Genomic DNA, 17,458 nt, shown 5'->3' on the forward strand with positions numbered 1-17,458 from the left:
CTCAGGCGGGAGGCCAAACCCGCTGCTTAGCCCAGCGCCGGCAAGTTCTGGCGCACCAGGTTCAGGGCCTGCGTGGTCACGTATTCGATGTTGAGCTGGCGGCCGCGGTCGAAGCTGATTATGCGGGCTACGGTCTGGTGGGCATCGGCGTAGGCAATCCAGAACGTGCCGACGGGTTTTGCCTCAGACCCGCCGCCGGGGCCGGCAATGCCGCTGGTGGCCACCGCCACATCCACGCCGAGCTGCGTCCGCAGGCCCTCGGCCATCTGGCGCACGGTCTCCTCGCTCACGGCCCCGTGCTGAGTGAGCGTGTCGGGCTGCACGCCCAGTTGGCGCACTTTTACGTCGTTGTGGTAGGCCACCACGCTGCCCAGGAAATAGGCCGAGCTGCCGGCTACTTCGGTGATTTTGTGCGCAATGTAGCCGCCGGTGCAGCTTTCGGCCGTGCCAATAGTGAGGTTGCGTTCCTGCAGGAGCCGGCCAATGGCGGCGGCCAGGCTTACTTCGCCCTCGGCGTAGAGGTAGGGACCGATAATGGCGCGCAGCGGTGGCAGTTGGGCGGCGAGGCGCTGGCGCAGGTTGGGCTGGCCGTCGTCGGTGGCGGTGAGGCGCAGGCGCACGCCGCCGAGGTAAGGCAGGTAGGCCAGTTTCATGTTTGGGGGTAGCTGATCCTCCCAGTCGGCAATTTGCGCGGCCAAGAACGATTCGCCCTGGCCCACCGTCTGCAGCACGGCGTGCTCGATGGGGGGCACGTGGAAATGCTGCTGCAGCCGGGGCAGCACCGAGTCGGTCATGATGCGCTTCATCTCGAAGGGTACGCCGGGCATGGACACGAACACCGTACCCTGGTCCTCGAACCACATGCCGGGCGCGGTGCCCACGGGGTTGCGCAGGGCGGTGCAGGTTTTGGGCAGGAAGGCCTGCTGACGGTTCACCTCCAGCATGGGGCGGTTGAAGCGAGCAAAAATCTGCTCCACGTCGCGCAGGCTGGGCTCGTGCAGGGCCAGCTCGGTGCCGAAATAGCGGGCCAGTACGTGCTTGGTGAGGTCGTCTTTGGTGGGGCCGAGGCCGCCGGTGATGAGCACGACTTGCGCGCGGGTGCGGGCCAGATCGAGGGCCGCCACGATTTCGTCGGCGCGGTCGGAGACGCTGGAAATCTGGCGCACGCGCAGGCCAATGCGGCCCAACTCCTGGCCCATCCAGGCCGAGTTGGTGTCGACGACCTGCCCGTAGAGTAGTTCGTCGCCAATGGTCATGATTTCAACGTCGGGAGGAGGGAGCATGGCGCGTGGAGTTGGGAAAAGCGAATATTGGGCGCAATTTGGGCCCACGTTTGCAAAGACAAGCGCTGCCGGCATTCGGTTTTCCTTCTTTCCTCCTCTATGAACTCCTTTCGCGTAACACTTCTGGCGCTGGCCCTCGGGCTGACCACTGCTTCGGCTGCCTCGGCCCAAACCAAAACCACGGCCAAGAAAACCACCACGACCACCAAGAAAACGACGACCACGGCCAAGAAGCCGGCGGCGAAAACCACCGCCAAAACCACGACCACCAAAACCACCGTCAAGCCCGCTACCCCGGTTACGCCACCCGCGCCCGTGGTGCAGCCCCTCACCGCCGACGAGGCCACGGCTGCCGTGCGCGAGGCTCTGAACCTGAGCGTGACCCGGGCCGTGGAAGCCGGCGGCCAGCCCGATGCCTTCAACACCAACCCCGACATCCGCCTCGGCTTTCCGCCCGAAGCCGAGCTGGTATCGACGACTCTACGCGGCCTGAAAATGGGTGCCGTGGTCGATAAGTTTGAGGTGCAGATGAACCGCGCCGCCGAGGCCGTGGCGCCGCAGGCCGCCACCATTTTGGCCGGGGCCGTGCAGCGCCTCACCATTGCCGATGCGCTGGCTTTGGTGAATACCCGCGAAAGCCGCGTGGCCGCGCAGCTACTCAAACAACAAGCGCAGGCCCAGGTGCAACAGGAGCTGCGCCCTCTGATGGATGCGGCCTTGGAGCAAACCGGCGCCAAGCAAGCCTACGGCGAGCTGATGCTGCGCTACAAGAAAATTCCGCTCGTGACGCCCATTACCACCAATCTGACCGACTACGCCACCCAGAAAACCGCTGAGGGCCTCTTCACGCTCATTGCCGACGAAGAAAGCCGCATTCGCCTGAATTCCTCGGCCCGAACCACGGCCACGCTCAAGCGGGCGTTCGGCAGCAATTAAGCCGGGTGCTTCGCTAGCTTTCCTGCTGGAACTACTGCAAAGGGCAACGCCGGTCAAGCGGCGTTGCCCTTTCGTTTACCTTCTCGAACTGTCTTTCAGGGCTGATTATAGCTCGCAAAACACCCCGGCCGGAACGCAGCGCGGTTTGGTCCGGTTTCTGCAAACGCTGATCTGAACCGCCCACCACCGGGCACCCTTGCCTTGCTCCATGAGAACCACCCGCACCGCCCTTCTGCTTTCCGGCCTTTTCGCACTGCTGACCTTCTCCACAGCGCAAGCCCAGATTATTCGCTTGCCTAAAATCGGGGGCATTAAACTGCCGACGCCGCCTACCACCAAAACCAGCACCGGCAGCGTAACCCAGGACGAAGCCGCGCGCGGCCTGAAAGAAGCCCTGACGCAGGGCATTACCAAAGGTGCCGACCAGGCCTCGAAACAGGACGGATTCTACCTCAACAAGCTCATCCGCATTCCTTTCCCGCCCGACGCCCAACGCGTGGCCACCACGCTGCGCAGCATCGGCCTGGGCTCGGAGGTTGATAAGTTTGAGCTGGCGCTGAACCGCGGGGCCGAGCAGGCCGCCATCAAAGCCAAGCCCATCTTTCTGTCGGCCATCAAGAGCCTCACGTTTTCCGACGTGTGGAACATCCTGACGGGGCAGAAAGACGCCGCTACGCAGTTTCTGAAGCGTACCACATCCACGCAACTCGTGTCGGCGTTTTCGCCCATCATGCAGCAAGCCCTCGACCAAACCAGTGCCACCAAGTACTACACGGGCTTGGTGACGCGCTACAACATGATTCCGCTGGTGAAGCCTGTTAACCCGAACCTGAACGAGTACGCCACCGGCAAGGCCGTCGATGGGCTGTTTACGCTCATTGCGCAGGAGGAAGCCAACATCCGCGAAAACCCGGTGGCCCGTACCACTGAGCTGCTCCGCCGCGTGTTCGGCAGCAAGAAAAGTTAGCGTATGGTGCTTGGTTTGAACATTAAAAAAGGCCCGCTGGACGATTCCAGCGGGCCTTTTTTGTCATGAATTACTTACAGACGATGCACTAGGTAAAAGGCTAGTAGTCGTCGTCATCGTCGCGGCCACCGCGGCGGCTGCGGCGCTGCGACTCGTAGCTGTCGTCATCGTCAAGGCCAAGGTCGTCGTCATCGTCGTCGAGGCCGCCGGCGTAGCGGTTGCTGCCTTCGGGGTCTTCTTGGGCTTCGGCCGCGGCAAATTCGTCTTCGGTCAGGTTGGCCAGGTCCAGGGCTTCGTCGTGCGACGAGCCGGTGTCCCGCCACATCAGGTAGTCGGCGTACTTGGCGCCAAGGGAGTCTTCGGAAGAGGCGCCTTTGCGGCCGCCGCGGGCGGCACCACGGCTAGGCGTCACCTCGTCCAGTTCGTCGTCGTCGTCCAGCAGATCGTCGTCGAGGTCGTCGTAGCTTCTCATGGGAGCGGTGAATTGATGGGTTAAGCGGAGGCAAAAATAACGGACAGGCGCCGAATCAAGGCCGAAAACGTAGGCGCCCGCAGCGGGGTTACAGAAAATACTGTGCGGCGCTGCGCCGCAAAAAACGGGCTAATTTCGGCGCTTAGCCTTCAGAATCAGCTGTTCCGGCTTCGCGTTCTGCCGGCGCAGAAATCCAGCTGCAACCGTGCCAACCAGATTTGGCAGCACGCATCGAGTGGCCGAAACGCTCGGAAAAGTGTGCTTAGCTCCGCCGCACGGCAAAGTCCGTAACCAACAGTCGGGCCCCGCAAAACGCGTATTCCTCCTCCACGTTGGAGCTGACGAGTACCGTGCGGCCTGCCGTGGTAGCCGCCACATGCTCGTGGTACCACGCCACACCGGCACGGTCGAGGTTGGTGGTGGGCTCGTCGAGCAAGAGCAGGGGCGCGTCGGTATACAGCGCCAGTCCCAGTTTCACGCGCTGCTTCATACCCGAGGAAAAGTCGCGGATGAGCTTGTGGCGGGCGTTTCCCAACTGCAACAGCTCGATGAGCTGGGCCGGCGACAAACCGGCCCGCAGCGGCCGGAAACGGGTGTGAAACTGCAGCTGCTCCTGCAGCGTCAGCTCCTCAATCAGCTCCAGGTAGGGCGCGCACAGCGCCAGCTGCATGGCTACCTCTTCGGGCCGAACAGCACGGCTGTTCACCGTGTAGCGCAGTTCGCCGGCCGAGGGCAGGGTATAGGCGGCCAGCACCTGCAGCAGTGTGCTTTTGCCGGCACCGTTCGGGCCCAGCAGGGCCGTAGCCGAACCGGGCTCGAAAGCGTAAGTCAGGTCCCGGAAAATCCAGTCGCGGCCGAAGCGTTTGCCCAGGCCGTGGGCCTCAATCCGCACCGTTGCCGTTGCGCGAGTAGCCCTTGATGACGCCGCGGCCGGAGTTGCGCACGAAGTTCACCACTTCGTCGCGCTCGGGCGAAGGCGGCAGCTCCAGTTCAATCTGGTCGAGGGCGGCGTTGTTGTTCAGCCCGTTCAGGAAGAGCAGGCGGTAGCACTGCTGCACCTGCATAATCTTGTCGTCGGAGAAGCCGCGGCGGCGCAGACCGATGGAATTGATACCGGCGTAGGCCAGCGGCTCGCGCCCGGCCTTCACAAACGGCGGCACATCTTTGCGCACCAACGAGCCGCCCGAAATCATGGCGTGCTGCCCGATGCGCACGAACTGGTGCACAGCCGAGGCCCCGCCCAGAATGGCCCAGTCGCCGATTTCTACGTGCCCGGCCAGCTGCACGGTGTTGGCCAGAATGCAGTTGTCGCCGATGTGGCAGTCGTGGGCCACGTGCACGTAGGCCATCAGCAGGCAGTTTTTGCCGATGGTGGTCTTGAGCCGGTCGACCGTGCCGCGGTTGATGGTCACGCACTCCCGAATGACGGTGTTGTCGCCGATGTGCACCGTGGTTTTCTCCCCCGCGAACTTGAGGTCCTGCGGCACGGCGGCAATAACGGCGCCGGGGAAAATCTTGACGTTTTTACCGATGCGGGCACCCGACATGATGGTCACGTTGGGACCAATCCACGTGCCTTCGCCGATTTCGACGTCCTGCGCGATGGTGGTGAAGGGCTCGACCACGACGTTCTGCGCAATCTTGGCTTCGGGGTGGATATAGGCGAGGGGCTGGGTCATTCAGGCAATGAACAATTATCAATGATCAAGGAGCAATGACCGGGCCGGATGCGGCGGAAACAGGTGCATTGTTCATTGACCATTGCTCATTGATAATTGAGGTTAGACGTCTTTGCGTACGATGCTGGCCGACATTTCCGCCTCCATCACCACTTTGCCGTTCACGAAGGCCTGGCCTTTCATCTTGGCAATGCCGCGCTTAACGGGCGAGAGGAGCGTGCACTTGAAAATGAGGGTGTCGCCGGGAATAACCTTGCGGCGGAACCGGCAGTTTTCGATGCCCAGGAAATACGTCCAGTAATTCTCGGGGTCGGGCACCGTGTTGAGCACCAGAATGCCACCCGTTTGGGCCATGGCCTCGATTTGCAGCACGCCGGGCATCACCGGGTTGCCGGGGAAGTGGCCGTTGAAAAACTCCTCGTTCATCGTCACGTTCTTCACGCCCGTTACCGTGGTCTGGTCGAGGTGAATGATTTTGTCGATGAGCAGGAAGGGGTAGCGGTGCGGCAGAATCTGGGCAATCTGGTTGACGTCCATCACCGGCGGCTGCGCGGGGTCGTAGCGCGGCACGGGCGAGGAGTCCATCTCCAGCATCTTCTTCTTGATCTTCTTGGCGAAGGCGACGTTGGCGGCGTGGCCCGGCCGAGCGGCCAGAATCTGGCCCTTCAGCGGGCGGCCCACCAAGGCCAAGTCGCCCACCAAATCGAGCAGCTTGTGGCGCGCGGGCTCGTTTTTGTGGCGCAGGTCCACGTTGTTCAGAATGCCTTCTTTCTTAACGGCCACTTTGGGCTTGCCCAGCATGGTGGCCAGCTCGCCCAGCTCTTCCTCGCTCACCGCGCGGTCGACCACCACAATGGCGTTCGACAGGTCACCGCCGCGGATGAGGTTCGACTTGTAGAGCATTTCCAGCTCGTGCAAAAAGCAGAAGGTGCGCGAAGCGGCAATTTCGTCGGTGAACTGCGTGATGTTGTTCAGCGAGGCGTGCTGCGAGCCAAGCACCGGCGAATTGTAATCCACCATCACCGTCACGCGGTAGTCGTTGAGCGGCAGGGCGGCTATTTCCACGCCGCGGGCGTGGTCGACGAAATGCACCGAATCGGGAATTTCGAAGTAGTTGCGCAGCGCGTTCTGCTCTTCGAGGCCCACTTGCTGCAGCGCCTCAATGAACGGCAGCGACGAGCCGTCCATAATGGGCGGCTCGGGACCGTCGAGCTGAATGAGTACGTTGTCGATTTGCAAGCCGACCAGGGCTGCCAGCGTGTGCTCCACGGTGTTCACGCGGGCGCCGTTCTGCTCGATGGTGGTGCCGCGGGAGAGGTCTACCACGTTGTCCACGTCGGCATCCACGATGGGCTGGCCCTCGAGGTCGATGCGCTGGAATTTGTAGCCGTGGTTTACGGGAGCGGGGCAGAAGGTCATGGTGGCCTGCACGCCCGTGTGCAACCCCACGCCGCTCACGGTCACCGGGGCAATAATCGTATGCTGTTTGTCGAACATGATGTCGGTTACCGGTTGCCGGTCGTCAGTTGCCAGACTGAGATGAACCAGACGTGTGAACGGACTGGCAACTGGCAACGCGCAACGGGCAACTTAGGAGCGCAAAGCTATGACTTTTCCGGCTCGTCTGCCTTGTTCCGGGCGCGTTCCAGCTCGGTGAGCCGGCGCTCCAGCTCGGGCAGGTGGCGGAATACGGCGTTGGCGCGCAGCGAGTCGCGCAGGTTGAAGGCCGGGGAGCCTTGCAGCAATACGCCTTCTTCCTTGATGGATTTGCCCACGCCCGACTGTGCCGTGACGGTGGTGCGGTTGGCCAGCGTGAGGTGCCCGGCCAGGCCGGTCTGGCCCGCCAGCACGCAAAAGTCCCCGATTTTGGTGGAGCCCGAAATGCCCGATTGGGCCGCTACCACCGTGTGCCGACCGATTTCCACGTTGTGGGCAATCTGCACGAGGTTGTCAATTTTGGCACCCTCACGAATCACCGTCGAGCCCATGGTGGCGCAGTCGATGGTGGCGTTGGCGCCGATGCTCACGTTGTCTTCGAGCACCACGTTGCCGATTTGCGGAATCGTGCGGTAGGAGCCGTCGGGCTGCGGCGCGAAGCCAAAGCCGTCGGAGCCGATGACGGCGCCGGCGTGCACCACGCAGCGCGCCCCGATAACGGTGTCGGCGTAGATTCTGGCGCCAGCGTAGATGATGGTGCCGTCGCCGATGCGGCACCGGTCGCCGATGGTGGCGTGCGGGAAGATGAGCACGCCGCGGCCGATCTGGCAGTTTTCGCCGATGTAGGAAAACGCGCCGCGGTAACCGTCGTCGCCTATTTCAGAACCCGAACCCAGGAAGCTAGGCTGCTCGACGCCACGTTTACCGGTGCGGGCAAACTGCTGGTAGAACTCCAGAAGCGCGGTAAAACCGGTGTAGGGGTCATCGACGCGGATGAGAGCGGCTTGCACGGGCTGCTTGAGCACCAGCGCCTTGCTCACGATGACGGCCGACGCCTCGGTGGTGTAGAGGTGGGGCTCGTACTTGGGGTTCGACAAAAACGCCACGGCGCCCGCGCGGGCTTCTTCGATTTTTGCCAACCGGTCGACGCGCAGCGAGGCGTCGCCTTCTACCGAGCCGTTCAATACGCCCGCAATCTGGCCTACTGTGAATTCCATAGGCGGCAAAAGTAATCAGTAGCCGGTTGTCAGTTGCCTGCTGCCTGTGTAAGAGCTGTCATCCTGAGCAGCGCGAAGGACCTGCTCACCGCTGAACGAGTCATTGCAACGACATTCGTTCTGGCGGGAGAAGGTCTTTCGCGCTGCTCAGGATGACCGATAAAACAAGTGCTACAGCCTACGAGGTAATTTCCTTGGGGTAGCAGACGTAGTATTTCTCCACGCGCTTGCTCAGGGCGCGGATGTTGGGCAGGTCCGACGCCTCGGCGGCGTCGATGACGTGGCCACGCTTGGTAAGCACGTTGATGGTGTCGCCGCCGGTGTCGTAGGCGTTGTTGCTGATGCGGCCGGCAATCATGAGCAGGGCCGCTTCATCCAGCGGCAGGTTGAAGTGCTCGGCAATCAGCTCGGTGACGCCCAGCTTGAAGTCGTCGTCGAAGGGCTCGGGAGCGAGGGTGATTTTGAACAGGTGGCGCTCCAGCAGGCTGTGGGCCAGGAATGATAAGACGAAATCGGGGTGGGCGGCCCAGAGCTTCACGGCGGCCCAGATGTCGACGTCGTCGAGGCGCACAAAGCGCTGCATGATGGCCGGGTCCTGCTCGAAATCGAGCATGGTGCTGGGGTGCAGCAGGAAGTAGCCCAACTCGGGCGAAGCCGGCACGGGCACGCCGGCGCGCGTCAGGTCGCGGGCGCGCTCCATGATGCGGATGATCATCTGCTCGGCCGACGTGACGGCCTTGTGCATGTACACCTGCCAGTACATCACGCGGCGGCTCACCAGGAAATTCTCGACCGAGTAGATGGCCTTTTCTTCGAGCACCAGCCGCTCGTCGTCGGGGCTGATAGTGAGCATTTTGATGAGGCGGTCGGCGCCGGGTTGGCCTTCCTTCACGCCGCTGTAAAACGAGTCGCGGTTGAGATAGTCGAGCCGGTCCATGTCGAGCTGGCTCGACACGAGCTGGTGGAAAAACGGCCGCGGGTAAGTGCCCTGGAAGATGTCGATGGCCAGCTGCAAGTGGCCACCAAACTCCGCGTTCAGCAGCCGCATCAGGTGCAACGACACGTCTTCGTGGTGCACGTTTTCGAAAATGGCGTGCTCCAGCGCGTGGGAAAGGGGGCCGTGGCCGATGTCGTGCAGCAGAATGGCAATCTGGGCCGCCTCGCCTTCCTGGGCCGAAATGCGCACGCCTTTGTCTTTGAGCGTGCGCAGCGCCAGCGACATGAGGTGCATGGCGCCCAGCGCGTGGTGAAAGCGCGTGTGCAGGGCGCCGGGGTACACAAAATCCGTGAGGCCGAGCTGCTTGATGCGCCGCAGCCGCTGGAAGTAGCGGTGCTCGATGAGGTCAAAAATCAGTTCGGTGGGTACCGAGACGAAGCCGTAAACCGGGTCGTTCAGGATTTTTTTCTTGTTCAAGGGGCGGCTGGGAAGAATTGGCGGCCGAAAAGTAGCTCGATTCGGTGGTACGGAAAGGAATGGGGGCGTGGCTGAATGAAAAGGAGCGGAGTTCTGGCCCTGCCCGCCGCGCATAGCGCAAGGGCTATGCAACCCTAAGCCCGCTTTTGGGGTTAGCTTTTCTCACAGTTGCCGCAACCCGCGCCGCCCGGCGTGTATCACAATACCGACGCTATGCGTTAGGTTGCGCACCGCAAGCCGCCTCGGCGCTTTGCACTCCTTGCCGCACGTGGAGCCCCGCCGGGGCTGCTCATCTCTCAACCCGAAACAAACTGCATGCAACGTTACAGCATCCTCTGGGCCGACGACGAAATTGACCTTCTCAAGCCGCACATCCTGTTTTTGCAGGAGCGCGGCTACGACGTGACCGGCGTCAACTCCGGGGCCGATGCCGTGGAGGAAATCCAGGGGCAGAACTACGACCTCGTGTTTCTCGACGAGAACATGCCCGGCCTCACAGGCCTCGAAACGCTCAGCGAAATCAAGGCCGCGCGCCCCACGGTGCCGGTTATCATGATTACCAAGAGCGAGGAAGAGCACATCATGGAAGAGGCCATCGGCTCCAAAATTGCCGATTACCTCATCAAGCCGGTGAATCCGAACCAGATTCTGCTGTCGGTAAAGAAGGTGCTCGACTACAACCGCCTGGTGTCGGAAAAAACCAACTCGGGCTACCAGCGCGACTTCCGCCAGCTGGGTATGCAGCTTTCCGACCGTCTGAGCCCGAGCGAGTGGGCCGACGTGTACAAGAAATTGGTGTACTGGGAGCTGGAAATCAACGAGACGGAGGGCAAGAGCATGGCCGAGGTCTTCAACATGCAGAAAGACGAGGCCAACACCTACTTCGGGCGCTTCATTCAGGAAAACTACGAGGACTGGGTGAACGGCGACGACAAGGACGCCCCGCTCATGTCGCACGAGCTGTTTAAGGAGCGTGTGTTTCCGCTGATGAAAGCCACCGGCGACACGCCCGTGTACTTCCTGCTCATCGATAACCTGCGCTACGACCAGTGGAAGATTCTCGAGCCCATCATCGCCGAGCTCTTCACGGTCGACTCGGAGGAAATGTACTATTCCATTCTGCCCACCACCACGGCCTACGCCCGCAACGCCATCTTCTCGGGCATGATGCCGGGCGACATCCAGAAGAAATACCCCAACCTGTGGGTGTGGGACGACGACGACGAGGGCAAAAACCTGCACGAGGCCGAGTTCATGGAAATCATGTTCCAGAAGGCCTCGCAGAAGCAGAAGTTCAGCTACAACAAGGTGACCAACCTGCAGGCTGGCAAGGATTTGCTGGGCAAAATGAGCAACCTGCATTCCAACTACAAGCTCAACGCCATCGTCTACAACTTCGTGGACATGCTCTCGCACGCCCGCACCGACATGGCCATGATCCGCGAGTTGGCCGCCGACGAATCGGCCTACCGCAGCATCACCCGCTCGTGGTTCCTGCACTCGCCCTTGTATGAGATGCTGCAGGTTATTGCCGAGAAAAAAGGCAAGCTCATCATCACCACCGACCACGGCACGATTCGGGTGAAACGCCCCTACAAGATTGTGGGCGACCGGAACACGAACACCAACCTGCGCTACAAGCACGGCAAAAACCTGGGCTTCGACGACTCCAAGGACGTGTACACCGTGCGCAAGCCGGAGCGCGTGTTCTTGCCCCGCGAAAACGTGTCGACGGCCTACGTCTTCACCGTCGGCGACTATTTCTTCGCCTACCCCAACAACTACAATTACTACGTGAACTACTACAAGGACACGTTCCAGCACGGTGGCATTTCCCTGGAGGAATGCATCATTCCGTACATCACGCTCAGCCCGAAAGGAGCGTAGTGAGCGACACAGAAACCAGACGGCCCGGTTGCGAAAGCAGCCGGGCCGTCTGGTTTTACGGGACTTTCTTTTCCTCCAGGTAGCGGGGCAACTGCTTCTTTCGGGTGGTAGTAATCAGGAATGCGCCATACGCTGCGCGGCTGCCGTAAATGGACATGGCCTGGGCACTCTTTAGAACCTCGATGTGGCTTATCTCATTAGGGTTGATGCTCTTGAGGTCCTGAGCCGAAATAGGACGACCGTTTAAAACACAAAAAGGCTCGTTGCCAGGCTGCAGGGTGGGGGCGCACCGAATACGGATGGATGTTGACCGGGCGGGATTGACTTGTTGGGTTGCTTGGTTGGGCTGTTGTGCCAAGGTGCTATGGCAGCGCAGTAGCAGCGCCAAAATCAACCCTGGGAAAGTGTAATGGAGAAGAAGCATGCGGGCGACGAGGTAAGTTGAGGAATGACGTACCTGGTAGATGCAGCTACCCGGCGTATTCCACACGCGTTGTGTCAATGCCCTGCATTTTCAACGGCGGGTTTATTCAGAAGCCTGCTGTTTTTCCGTTCTTGAGGCAATGAAACGTTGCTTTTTTGCTACGCTGCTATTGATGTGGAGCTGCCAGCAGGCCGAGCCCAGCAAAGAAGTGTTACCGGAGAAGCCCAAGAAGCTTCAGAAAGTAGCCGTAGAAATGCCGGACACGACACGCTTTGCTATCATGCCGCCACAGGCAGCCTCCGCTCATCGACTGCCTCAGTCTTTTAAGCCCGCAATGCTTTCGGCCGTCGAGTTAGCTGCAATCGACCATATGCTGCAAGCCTGCGTTGCTGACTTCAATACCATGCAGCGCCAAGAGCTGAGCAAGCGGGAACTAGCGCCTTATATCGATAAAAAGCAGTTTTTTATCGACTTGCCGAGATACAAGCGGCAGTACGTAGCAGTACTTAACAGCCGCGGTGAAAAGGAGGTGTGGGTGAATTGCTTTTGTAGCGACGAAACAAACTGGCGCACCCAAATAGTGGATGTGGACGATGGGGGCAATTGCTTCTTCAATGTAACCATTAACCTCAGCAAGGGTATCTGGCACGATATGGCTGCCAATGGCACCGCATGAAAAAAGGTCCGGCATGTATTACCGGACCTTTTGATTTCCTTTTTCGAACAGCTGTACCTACCCGCCCAGCGCATCCTCCAGCACCGCCACGGCCTCGTGCAAGGTCAAATCTTTCTTTAGCGGTTTCACGAAGCGCGCCGTGCGGCCGGTTTGCAGCGAATCGGTACTGGCTTTCTGCACGTCGGCTGACACGGCCACGACGTCGAGTGCCGGCGCGGCTTTTTGGGCGGCGTCGAACTTGTTAGCGTCGGTTTGGCGCCGCTGCTGCTCGGTGCGGTAAGCGGTCAGGTTCAGCGGCACCTGGGTATTGGCCTTGCGCTGCTGCACGGTTTGCAGGGCTTCGTTGAGCAGGCGGAAGCCGGGGCTGGCGGCCACGCGCTGCTGGCTGGCGGTGCGCAATTTGGCCAGCTTGGGGGCGTTGGCCCAGGGCTGGTAGGTGGCCGGCGCAATTTCGTCCCAGCCCAGGGCGTAGTCCATTTGCTGCTCGGTCTGGCCGAAGCTGTAGGCATCGGGCAGAGCAATGTCGGGCACAATGCCCTTGAACTGCGTCGAGCCGCCATTCACGCGGTAGTACTTCTGAATGGTGACCTTGAGCGAGCCAAACGGCCGCAGGCTTTCCCATTCCTGGGGCATCATGGCGTCGAGGTCGAGCACGCGCTGCACCGTACCCTTGCCAAAGGTGTTGCCGCCCACGATGATGGCGCGCTTGTGGTCTTGCAGGGCGGCGGCCAGCACTTCGGAGGCCGAGGCGCTGTAGCGGTTCACCAGCAGTACCAGCGGGCCGCCGTATTGCACGGTGGGGTCGGCGTCGCGCAGTACCTGGGCGGGGCCGCGGCTGCCTTTCACCTGTACCATGGGGCCTTGTGGCAGAAACAAGCCGGCCATGTCCACGGCGTCTTGCAACGAGCCGCCGCCGTTGGAGCGCAGGTCGATCACCACGCCCTCCACGTTTTCCTTCTTGAGTTTTTCCAGCTCCTGCTTCACGTCGTCGGCCGAGTTGCGGCCGCCGGTGCGGTTGAAATCGGCGTAGAACGCGGGCAGGTAGATGTAGCCCAGCTTGTGGCCGTGCTCGTTCACCACCGCCGACTGCGCGTAGGTATCTTCCAGCACCACCACGTCGCGGATGATGGAAACGACCTTCACGCTCGCGTCGGGCTTGCGCACGGTCAGGCGCACTTCGGTGCCCTTCTTGCCGCGCACCATGGCCACCACTTTGTCGAAGCGCATGCCTTCCACGGGCACGGGGTCGGCGTCGCCTTGGGCTACTTTCAGAATCACGTCGCCCACTTTCGGCTCGCCCAGCCGGAACGAGGCGCTGCCGGGCACAATGTAGGTGACGGTAATCTTGCCTTCCTGCTCGCCCAACTGGGCGCCGGTGCCTTCGAGGCGGCCGGTGAGGGCAATGTCGAAGTTGTCTTTGGCCTGCGGGGCAAAGTATTCGGTGTGCGGGTCGTAGGCCTGCACCACGGCGTTGGCGTACTGGTTCAGGCGGTCCTGCGCGTCGAGTTGCAGCAGGTCGTGGAAGTACTCGTCGTAGCGCTTCAGCACGCGCTTGCGGGCATCGGCCTCCAGTGCGGCGGGCGTGGGCTGCGCAAAAGTGGCTGGCGAGGGTTTCACCGAGGTAGCCGCGAGGGTTTTCTCCGGCCGCTTGGCCTGCTCGTCCATCAGGTCGGAGAGCTGCGTGAGGGTCTGGTACTTGAGCAGCTTGCGCCACCGGTCCCGCAGGGCGGCCGCGTCGGCGGGGTAATCCAGGCGGTCGGGCTCGGTTTCCAACGACTCCGTCACGGTGAAATCGAACGGCTTGGCCAGCACCTCGCGGTAGATGCTTTGCACCTCACCTAGGCGTTGGGTCAGCAGCTGGGTGCTTAGGTCGAGAAAAGCGTGGGTGCCGTGCTGGGTTTCGTCGTCCAGCTCGGTCTGGTAGCGGGCCAGGCGGGCCACATCGGCTTGCAGCAAAAAGCGTTTCTGGCCGTCGATGCGCTTCAGGTACAGGTCGTAAATGCGTTTGGAGAGCTTGTCGTCGACTTTCACCGGCTCGTAGTGCGCAAACCGCAGCCCTTCCAGCAGGGCTTGCAGCAGAATGGCATCTTTGGGCGGCGGGGTGCCCAACTGGTCCCGGAAAGTGTAGGACGCCAGCGCCAGGCCGGCCACCGAAAGCGCGGCGTACCGCTTGAAGGTCGTAGGGAAAAACGCCATGTAGAATCAGGCTAGGTAAGTTCAGAAGGGGGAGCAGGGCAAGTTTCGGCCCGGTGGAGCAATATACCGCCGCCCAGCCGCCGCCTCGCATTCTACAGACCCCGCTCCGGCCGCCGGGTTGCGCGGCTTAGCCGTTGTTGCCGCTGCCTTGTTTTTGGTCGTCGTTCTGGATGCTCTTCTTCGGCCGAGCGGGGCCGTTATCGAGCTTGCCAAACCGGTAGCTGAAACTCACCCGCAGCTGCCGGTTGTAGAAGTAGGAGTTGTTCACGTAGTCAAAGCTCGGCGCCGACAGCTCGTTGCGGAACGCCAGCTGGCCGTTAAAGGGGTTGATAACCAGCACCGTCACGTTGGCTTTCTTCTCCCAAAACTCTTTTTTGGCCCCCAGGCTGTAGATGCGGTAGCCCGAGGTGCGGCCCTGCAAGGCCACCTGCCGCGAGTTGAAAAAGCCGAAGAACTGCGCGCTCCAGCCTTTTTCAAATTGCCACGACGAGTTCAAGTTCATGTTGAACATGCCCCCGCCGTTCGACAGATTTAGCGCCGGGCTGCTCACCTGCCGGTAGTAGAAGTTGGCGTTGCCGCTCAGGCTCCACTTCGGCGTGAGCTTGGTCGAGCCGAACGCCGACAAGCCGTAGTTGCTGTTGCGGGCCAGGTTGCGGTAGGTCGTGTACAGAATGCGCGTGGTGTCGATGGTGGGCAGCAGCTCGTTGCCGGACACCAGCCGCGCCACGCTCTCGATGGCGTTGTTGGTCTGGCGCCAGTAGCCCGAAAACGTGACCGAGCTTTTCTTCACGAACGTGGTATACGTCAGCTCGTAGGCGTCCGTCAGCTCGGCGTTCAGGTTCGGGTTGCCCGACGACACGTTGCGGCGGTCGGCGGTGTTCACGTACGGGTTCAGAAACCAGATGCCCGGCCGCTGAATGCGCCGCGAGTAGCTCAGCTTCACGGTGTGGTCGGGCGTCACGGACCAGGCCGCCTGCAGGTTGGGCGCCAGGTTGGTGTAGCTGGTGCGCAGGTCGGTGCCGCTGCTCCTAAACTCGCCGCCGATGCGGGTGTGCTCCAGCCGGGCGCCGCCCTTAAACGTCCACTGCTTGCCCAGTGCAAACCCGTAGGATGCGTAGCCCGCGTACACGTTTTGCTCGTAGCGAAACTCGTTGGAGCGCGCCGGCACCGGCAGGTAGCCGCGCCCGTCCAGGCTATCGGCCTCAATGCGGTAGTCGCTGTCGACGTGGCGCAGAATGGTTTTCAGGCCGGTTTCCAGCGTTTGGGTGCTGTCGACGGGGTGCACGTAATCGGCCTGCAGCGTGATTTCGCGGTTGCGGTTGTCGTTGTGGCTTTTCTCGCGGTAGTCATTCACCTCGCCGCGCTGCTGGTCGAGCTGGTAGCGCTGCCGGCCCACGTTCACGCTGTACAAACCCAGCACGCTCAGCTCCTGCCGGGGCTTGGCCAGTGTTTTGGTGTAGCCGAAGTTCACGTCCACGTTGCCGTTGCCGTCGTGGGTATCGATGTCGCGGTTGTAGGCGTCCAGAAACAACCGCCGCTGCGTGCCCTCTTCGGTGCGAAACAGCTGGTAGCTGGTGTACTGCGACCGGTCGTTCAGAAATCCGCGGTAGTTGCCCTGCACGCCCAGGGTCAGCAGGTCCTTCGGCGTCAGGTCGTAATCGAGGCCGAGCTGGCCCCACATGCCCCAGCCCGAATTGCGAAACCTACCATTCTGGGCTAGTTGGCTCTGGGTAGTGTCGGTCAGGAAATCGGTGCGCCGGGCCTCGCTGCGCGCCAGGTTGAAGAACGGATTCACGCCCACCCCACTGTTGAGTCCGAGCTTCCCGCGCCGCCGGTTGAAATTGCCGTTGACGAAGGCGTTGCGGTTGCTGATGCCGGCATTCGTATTGCCGTTCATGCCCTCCACGGTGTTCTTCTTCAGAATAATGTTCACCACACCCGCCGTGCCCTCTGCGTCGTACTTCGCCGACGGCGCCGTAATGACTTCCACCGATTTGATCTGGTCGGCCGGAATCTGCTTCAGGGCCTCGGCCAGGTTGGTAGCCAGCAGGGTAGAGGGTTTGCCGTTCACCAGCACCCGAATGTTGGAGGAGCCGCGCAGCTGCAGGTTGCCTTCCAGGTCCACCGTCAGCAACGGCGCCTTTTGCAGCACGTCGGCGGCCGTGCCGCCGCTGTTGGTCAGGTCTTTTTCGGCGTTGTATACGAGGCGGTCCACCTTGCTTTCTACCAAGTCCCGCTCGCCTACCACTTTCACCTCGCCCAGCTGCTGCACGGTGGCTGCTAGTAGCACCGGCGGCAGCTGCCGCACGGGCTCGGCAGCCGTTACGGCCACGGCTACCCGCTGCGGCTGGTAACCCACAAAACTGACCACCAGGATGTAGTCGCCCACAGGTACGCCCGCCAGCACAAATTCACCCTGCGCGTCGCAGGTGCCAGCCAGCACGGCCTTCTCGCTGCCCGCGGCCAGCAGGGCCACCGTGGCAAACTCCACCGGCTGCCTGGTAGCCGCATCCTGCACCCGGCCCATGAGGCGGCCGGCTGCTTTGGCCGAGGTCGTGCCGGCGGGCGTCGGCGTCTGGGCCATCAGCGGCGCGCTGGCTCCCAGTAGCAGGCTCAGGGCCACGCCGGCGGCGCAAGCGGCGGTAGGGCAGGGCAGCCACGCAATCGGCTGGGCAAGGGTAAAGTCTGCTTTCATGGCAAGGTCGGTACGAATTTTTTCGTATACTCTGAGCGACGATTCACGCATGGTCACTGACCGAATGGCAAAAGGTTACAGGAAGCGTGGGTAAATGCGGGCGGCGCGGGTCACTGGCGCACATGCTCGAAGCGGAATCAAGGCCAAAGACCAGCGAAAATCAGCCGCGCTGCAC

General features: G+C 61.6%; 14 protein-coding genes. 4 read left to right on the forward strand and 10 right to left on the reverse strand.

Translation table 11 applies throughout. The features are described 5' to 3' along the window. Nucleotides 1-26: 26 nt before the first annotated feature. Nucleotides 27-1,283 carry a competence/damage-inducible protein A gene (locus F0P96_RS03390; RefSeq protein WP_151077320.1) on the reverse strand — a complete coding sequence of 419 codons (1,257 nt, stop codon included), beginning with the start codon at nucleotides 1,281-1,283 and terminating at the stop codon, nucleotides 27-29. 99 nt (nucleotides 1,284-1,382) lie between these two features. On the opposite strand from F0P96_RS03390, the gene F0P96_RS03395 reads away from it, so the two are divergent. Next, complete coding sequence (locus F0P96_RS03395) at nucleotides 1,383-2,219, forward strand: DUF4197 domain-containing protein (protein ID WP_151077321.1); 837 nt, start codon at nucleotides 1,383-1,385, stop codon at nucleotides 2,217-2,219. A 208-nt stretch (nucleotides 2,220-2,427) separates the two neighbouring features. Next, nucleotides 2,428-3,186 (forward strand): DUF4197 domain-containing protein, encoded by a 759-nt coding sequence (locus F0P96_RS03400; RefSeq protein ID WP_151077322.1) that lies wholly within the window; start codon nucleotides 2,428-2,430, stop codon nucleotides 3,184-3,186. A gap of 100 nt (nucleotides 3,187-3,286) precedes the next feature. Here F0P96_RS03400 and F0P96_RS03405 read toward each other — a convergent pair whose 3' ends face one another. From F0P96_RS03405 to F0P96_RS03430, 6 genes are all read right to left on the reverse strand, one after another. Further along, nucleotides 3,287-3,658 carry a hypothetical protein gene (locus tag F0P96_RS03405; RefSeq protein ID WP_151077323.1) on the reverse strand — a complete coding sequence of 124 codons (372 nt, stop codon included), beginning with the start codon at nucleotides 3,656-3,658 and terminating at the stop codon, nucleotides 3,287-3,289. Nucleotides 3,659-3,920: 262 nt separating this feature from the next. Then, on the reverse strand, nucleotides 3,921-4,550 hold the full coding sequence (locus F0P96_RS03410) for an ABC transporter ATP-binding protein (protein ID WP_151077324.1): 630 nt from the start codon (nucleotides 4,548-4,550) through the stop codon (nucleotides 3,921-3,923). Beyond that, nucleotides 4,540-5,337 carry an acyl-ACP--UDP-N-acetylglucosamine O-acyltransferase gene (gene lpxA, locus F0P96_RS03415; RefSeq protein ID WP_151077325.1) on the reverse strand — a complete coding sequence of 266 codons (798 nt, stop codon included), beginning with the start codon at nucleotides 5,335-5,337 and terminating at the stop codon, nucleotides 4,540-4,542. The genes F0P96_RS03410 and lpxA overlap by 11 nt, the downstream gene beginning before the upstream one ends. 102 nt (nucleotides 5,338-5,439) lie before the next feature. Beyond that, entirely contained in the window at nucleotides 5,440-6,834 is a 1,395-nt protein-coding gene (locus F0P96_RS03420; RefSeq protein ID WP_151077326.1) for a bifunctional UDP-3-O-[3-hydroxymyristoyl] N-acetylglucosamine deacetylase/3-hydroxyacyl-ACP dehydratase, read from the reverse strand. 107 nt (nucleotides 6,835-6,941) lie between these two features. Continuing rightward, nucleotides 6,942-7,991, reverse strand: coding sequence for a UDP-3-O-(3-hydroxymyristoyl)glucosamine N-acyltransferase (gene lpxD / locus F0P96_RS03425; protein WP_151077327.1), 1,050 nt, complete (start codon nucleotides 7,989-7,991; stop codon nucleotides 6,942-6,944). Nucleotides 7,992-8,169: 178 nt separating this feature from the next. Then, nucleotides 8,170-9,405 carry an HD domain-containing protein gene (locus F0P96_RS03430; protein ID WP_151077328.1) on the reverse strand — a complete coding sequence of 412 codons (1,236 nt, stop codon included), beginning with the start codon at nucleotides 9,403-9,405 and terminating at the stop codon, nucleotides 8,170-8,172. A gap of 315 nt (nucleotides 9,406-9,720) precedes the next feature. On the opposite strand from F0P96_RS03430, the gene porX reads away from it, so the two are divergent. Continuing rightward, nucleotides 9,721-11,292 carry a T9SS response regulator signal transducer PorX gene (porX, locus tag F0P96_RS03435; RefSeq protein WP_151077329.1) on the forward strand — a complete coding sequence of 524 codons (1,572 nt, stop codon included), beginning with the start codon at nucleotides 9,721-9,723 and terminating at the stop codon, nucleotides 11,290-11,292. A gap of 55 nt (nucleotides 11,293-11,347) precedes the next feature. Here the strand turns inward: porX and F0P96_RS03440 are convergent, their stop codons facing one another. Further along, nucleotides 11,348-11,716: a TonB-dependent receptor plug domain-containing protein gene (locus F0P96_RS03440; RefSeq protein ID WP_151077330.1), complete on the reverse strand. Its 369-nt coding sequence runs from the start codon at nucleotides 11,714-11,716 to the stop codon at nucleotides 11,348-11,350. A 139-nt stretch (nucleotides 11,717-11,855) separates the two neighbouring features. On the opposite strand from F0P96_RS03440, the gene F0P96_RS03445 reads away from it, so the two are divergent. Then, on the forward strand, nucleotides 11,856-12,392 hold the full coding sequence (locus F0P96_RS03445) for a hypothetical protein (RefSeq protein ID WP_151077331.1): 537 nt from the start codon (nucleotides 11,856-11,858) through the stop codon (nucleotides 12,390-12,392). Nucleotides 12,393-12,449: 57 nt separating this feature from the next. Here F0P96_RS03445 and F0P96_RS03450 read toward each other — a convergent pair whose 3' ends face one another. Beyond that, nucleotides 12,450-14,588, reverse strand: a complete 2,139-nt coding sequence (locus tag F0P96_RS03450; protein ID WP_151077332.1) for a carboxy terminal-processing peptidase — start codon at nucleotides 14,586-14,588, stop codon at nucleotides 12,450-12,452. Nucleotides 14,589-14,715: 127 nt separating this feature from the next. Continuing rightward, complete coding sequence (locus F0P96_RS03455) at nucleotides 14,716-17,283, reverse strand: TonB-dependent receptor (protein WP_160619986.1); 2,568 nt, start codon at nucleotides 17,281-17,283, stop codon at nucleotides 14,716-14,718. Nucleotides 17,284-17,458: the final 175 nt, after the last annotated feature.

It is taken from the genome of Hymenobacter busanensis (assembly GCF_008727865.1).
In the GTDB taxonomy this organism is placed as follows: Bacteria; Bacteroidota; Bacteroidia; order Cytophagales; family Hymenobacteraceae; genus Solirubrum; species Solirubrum busanense.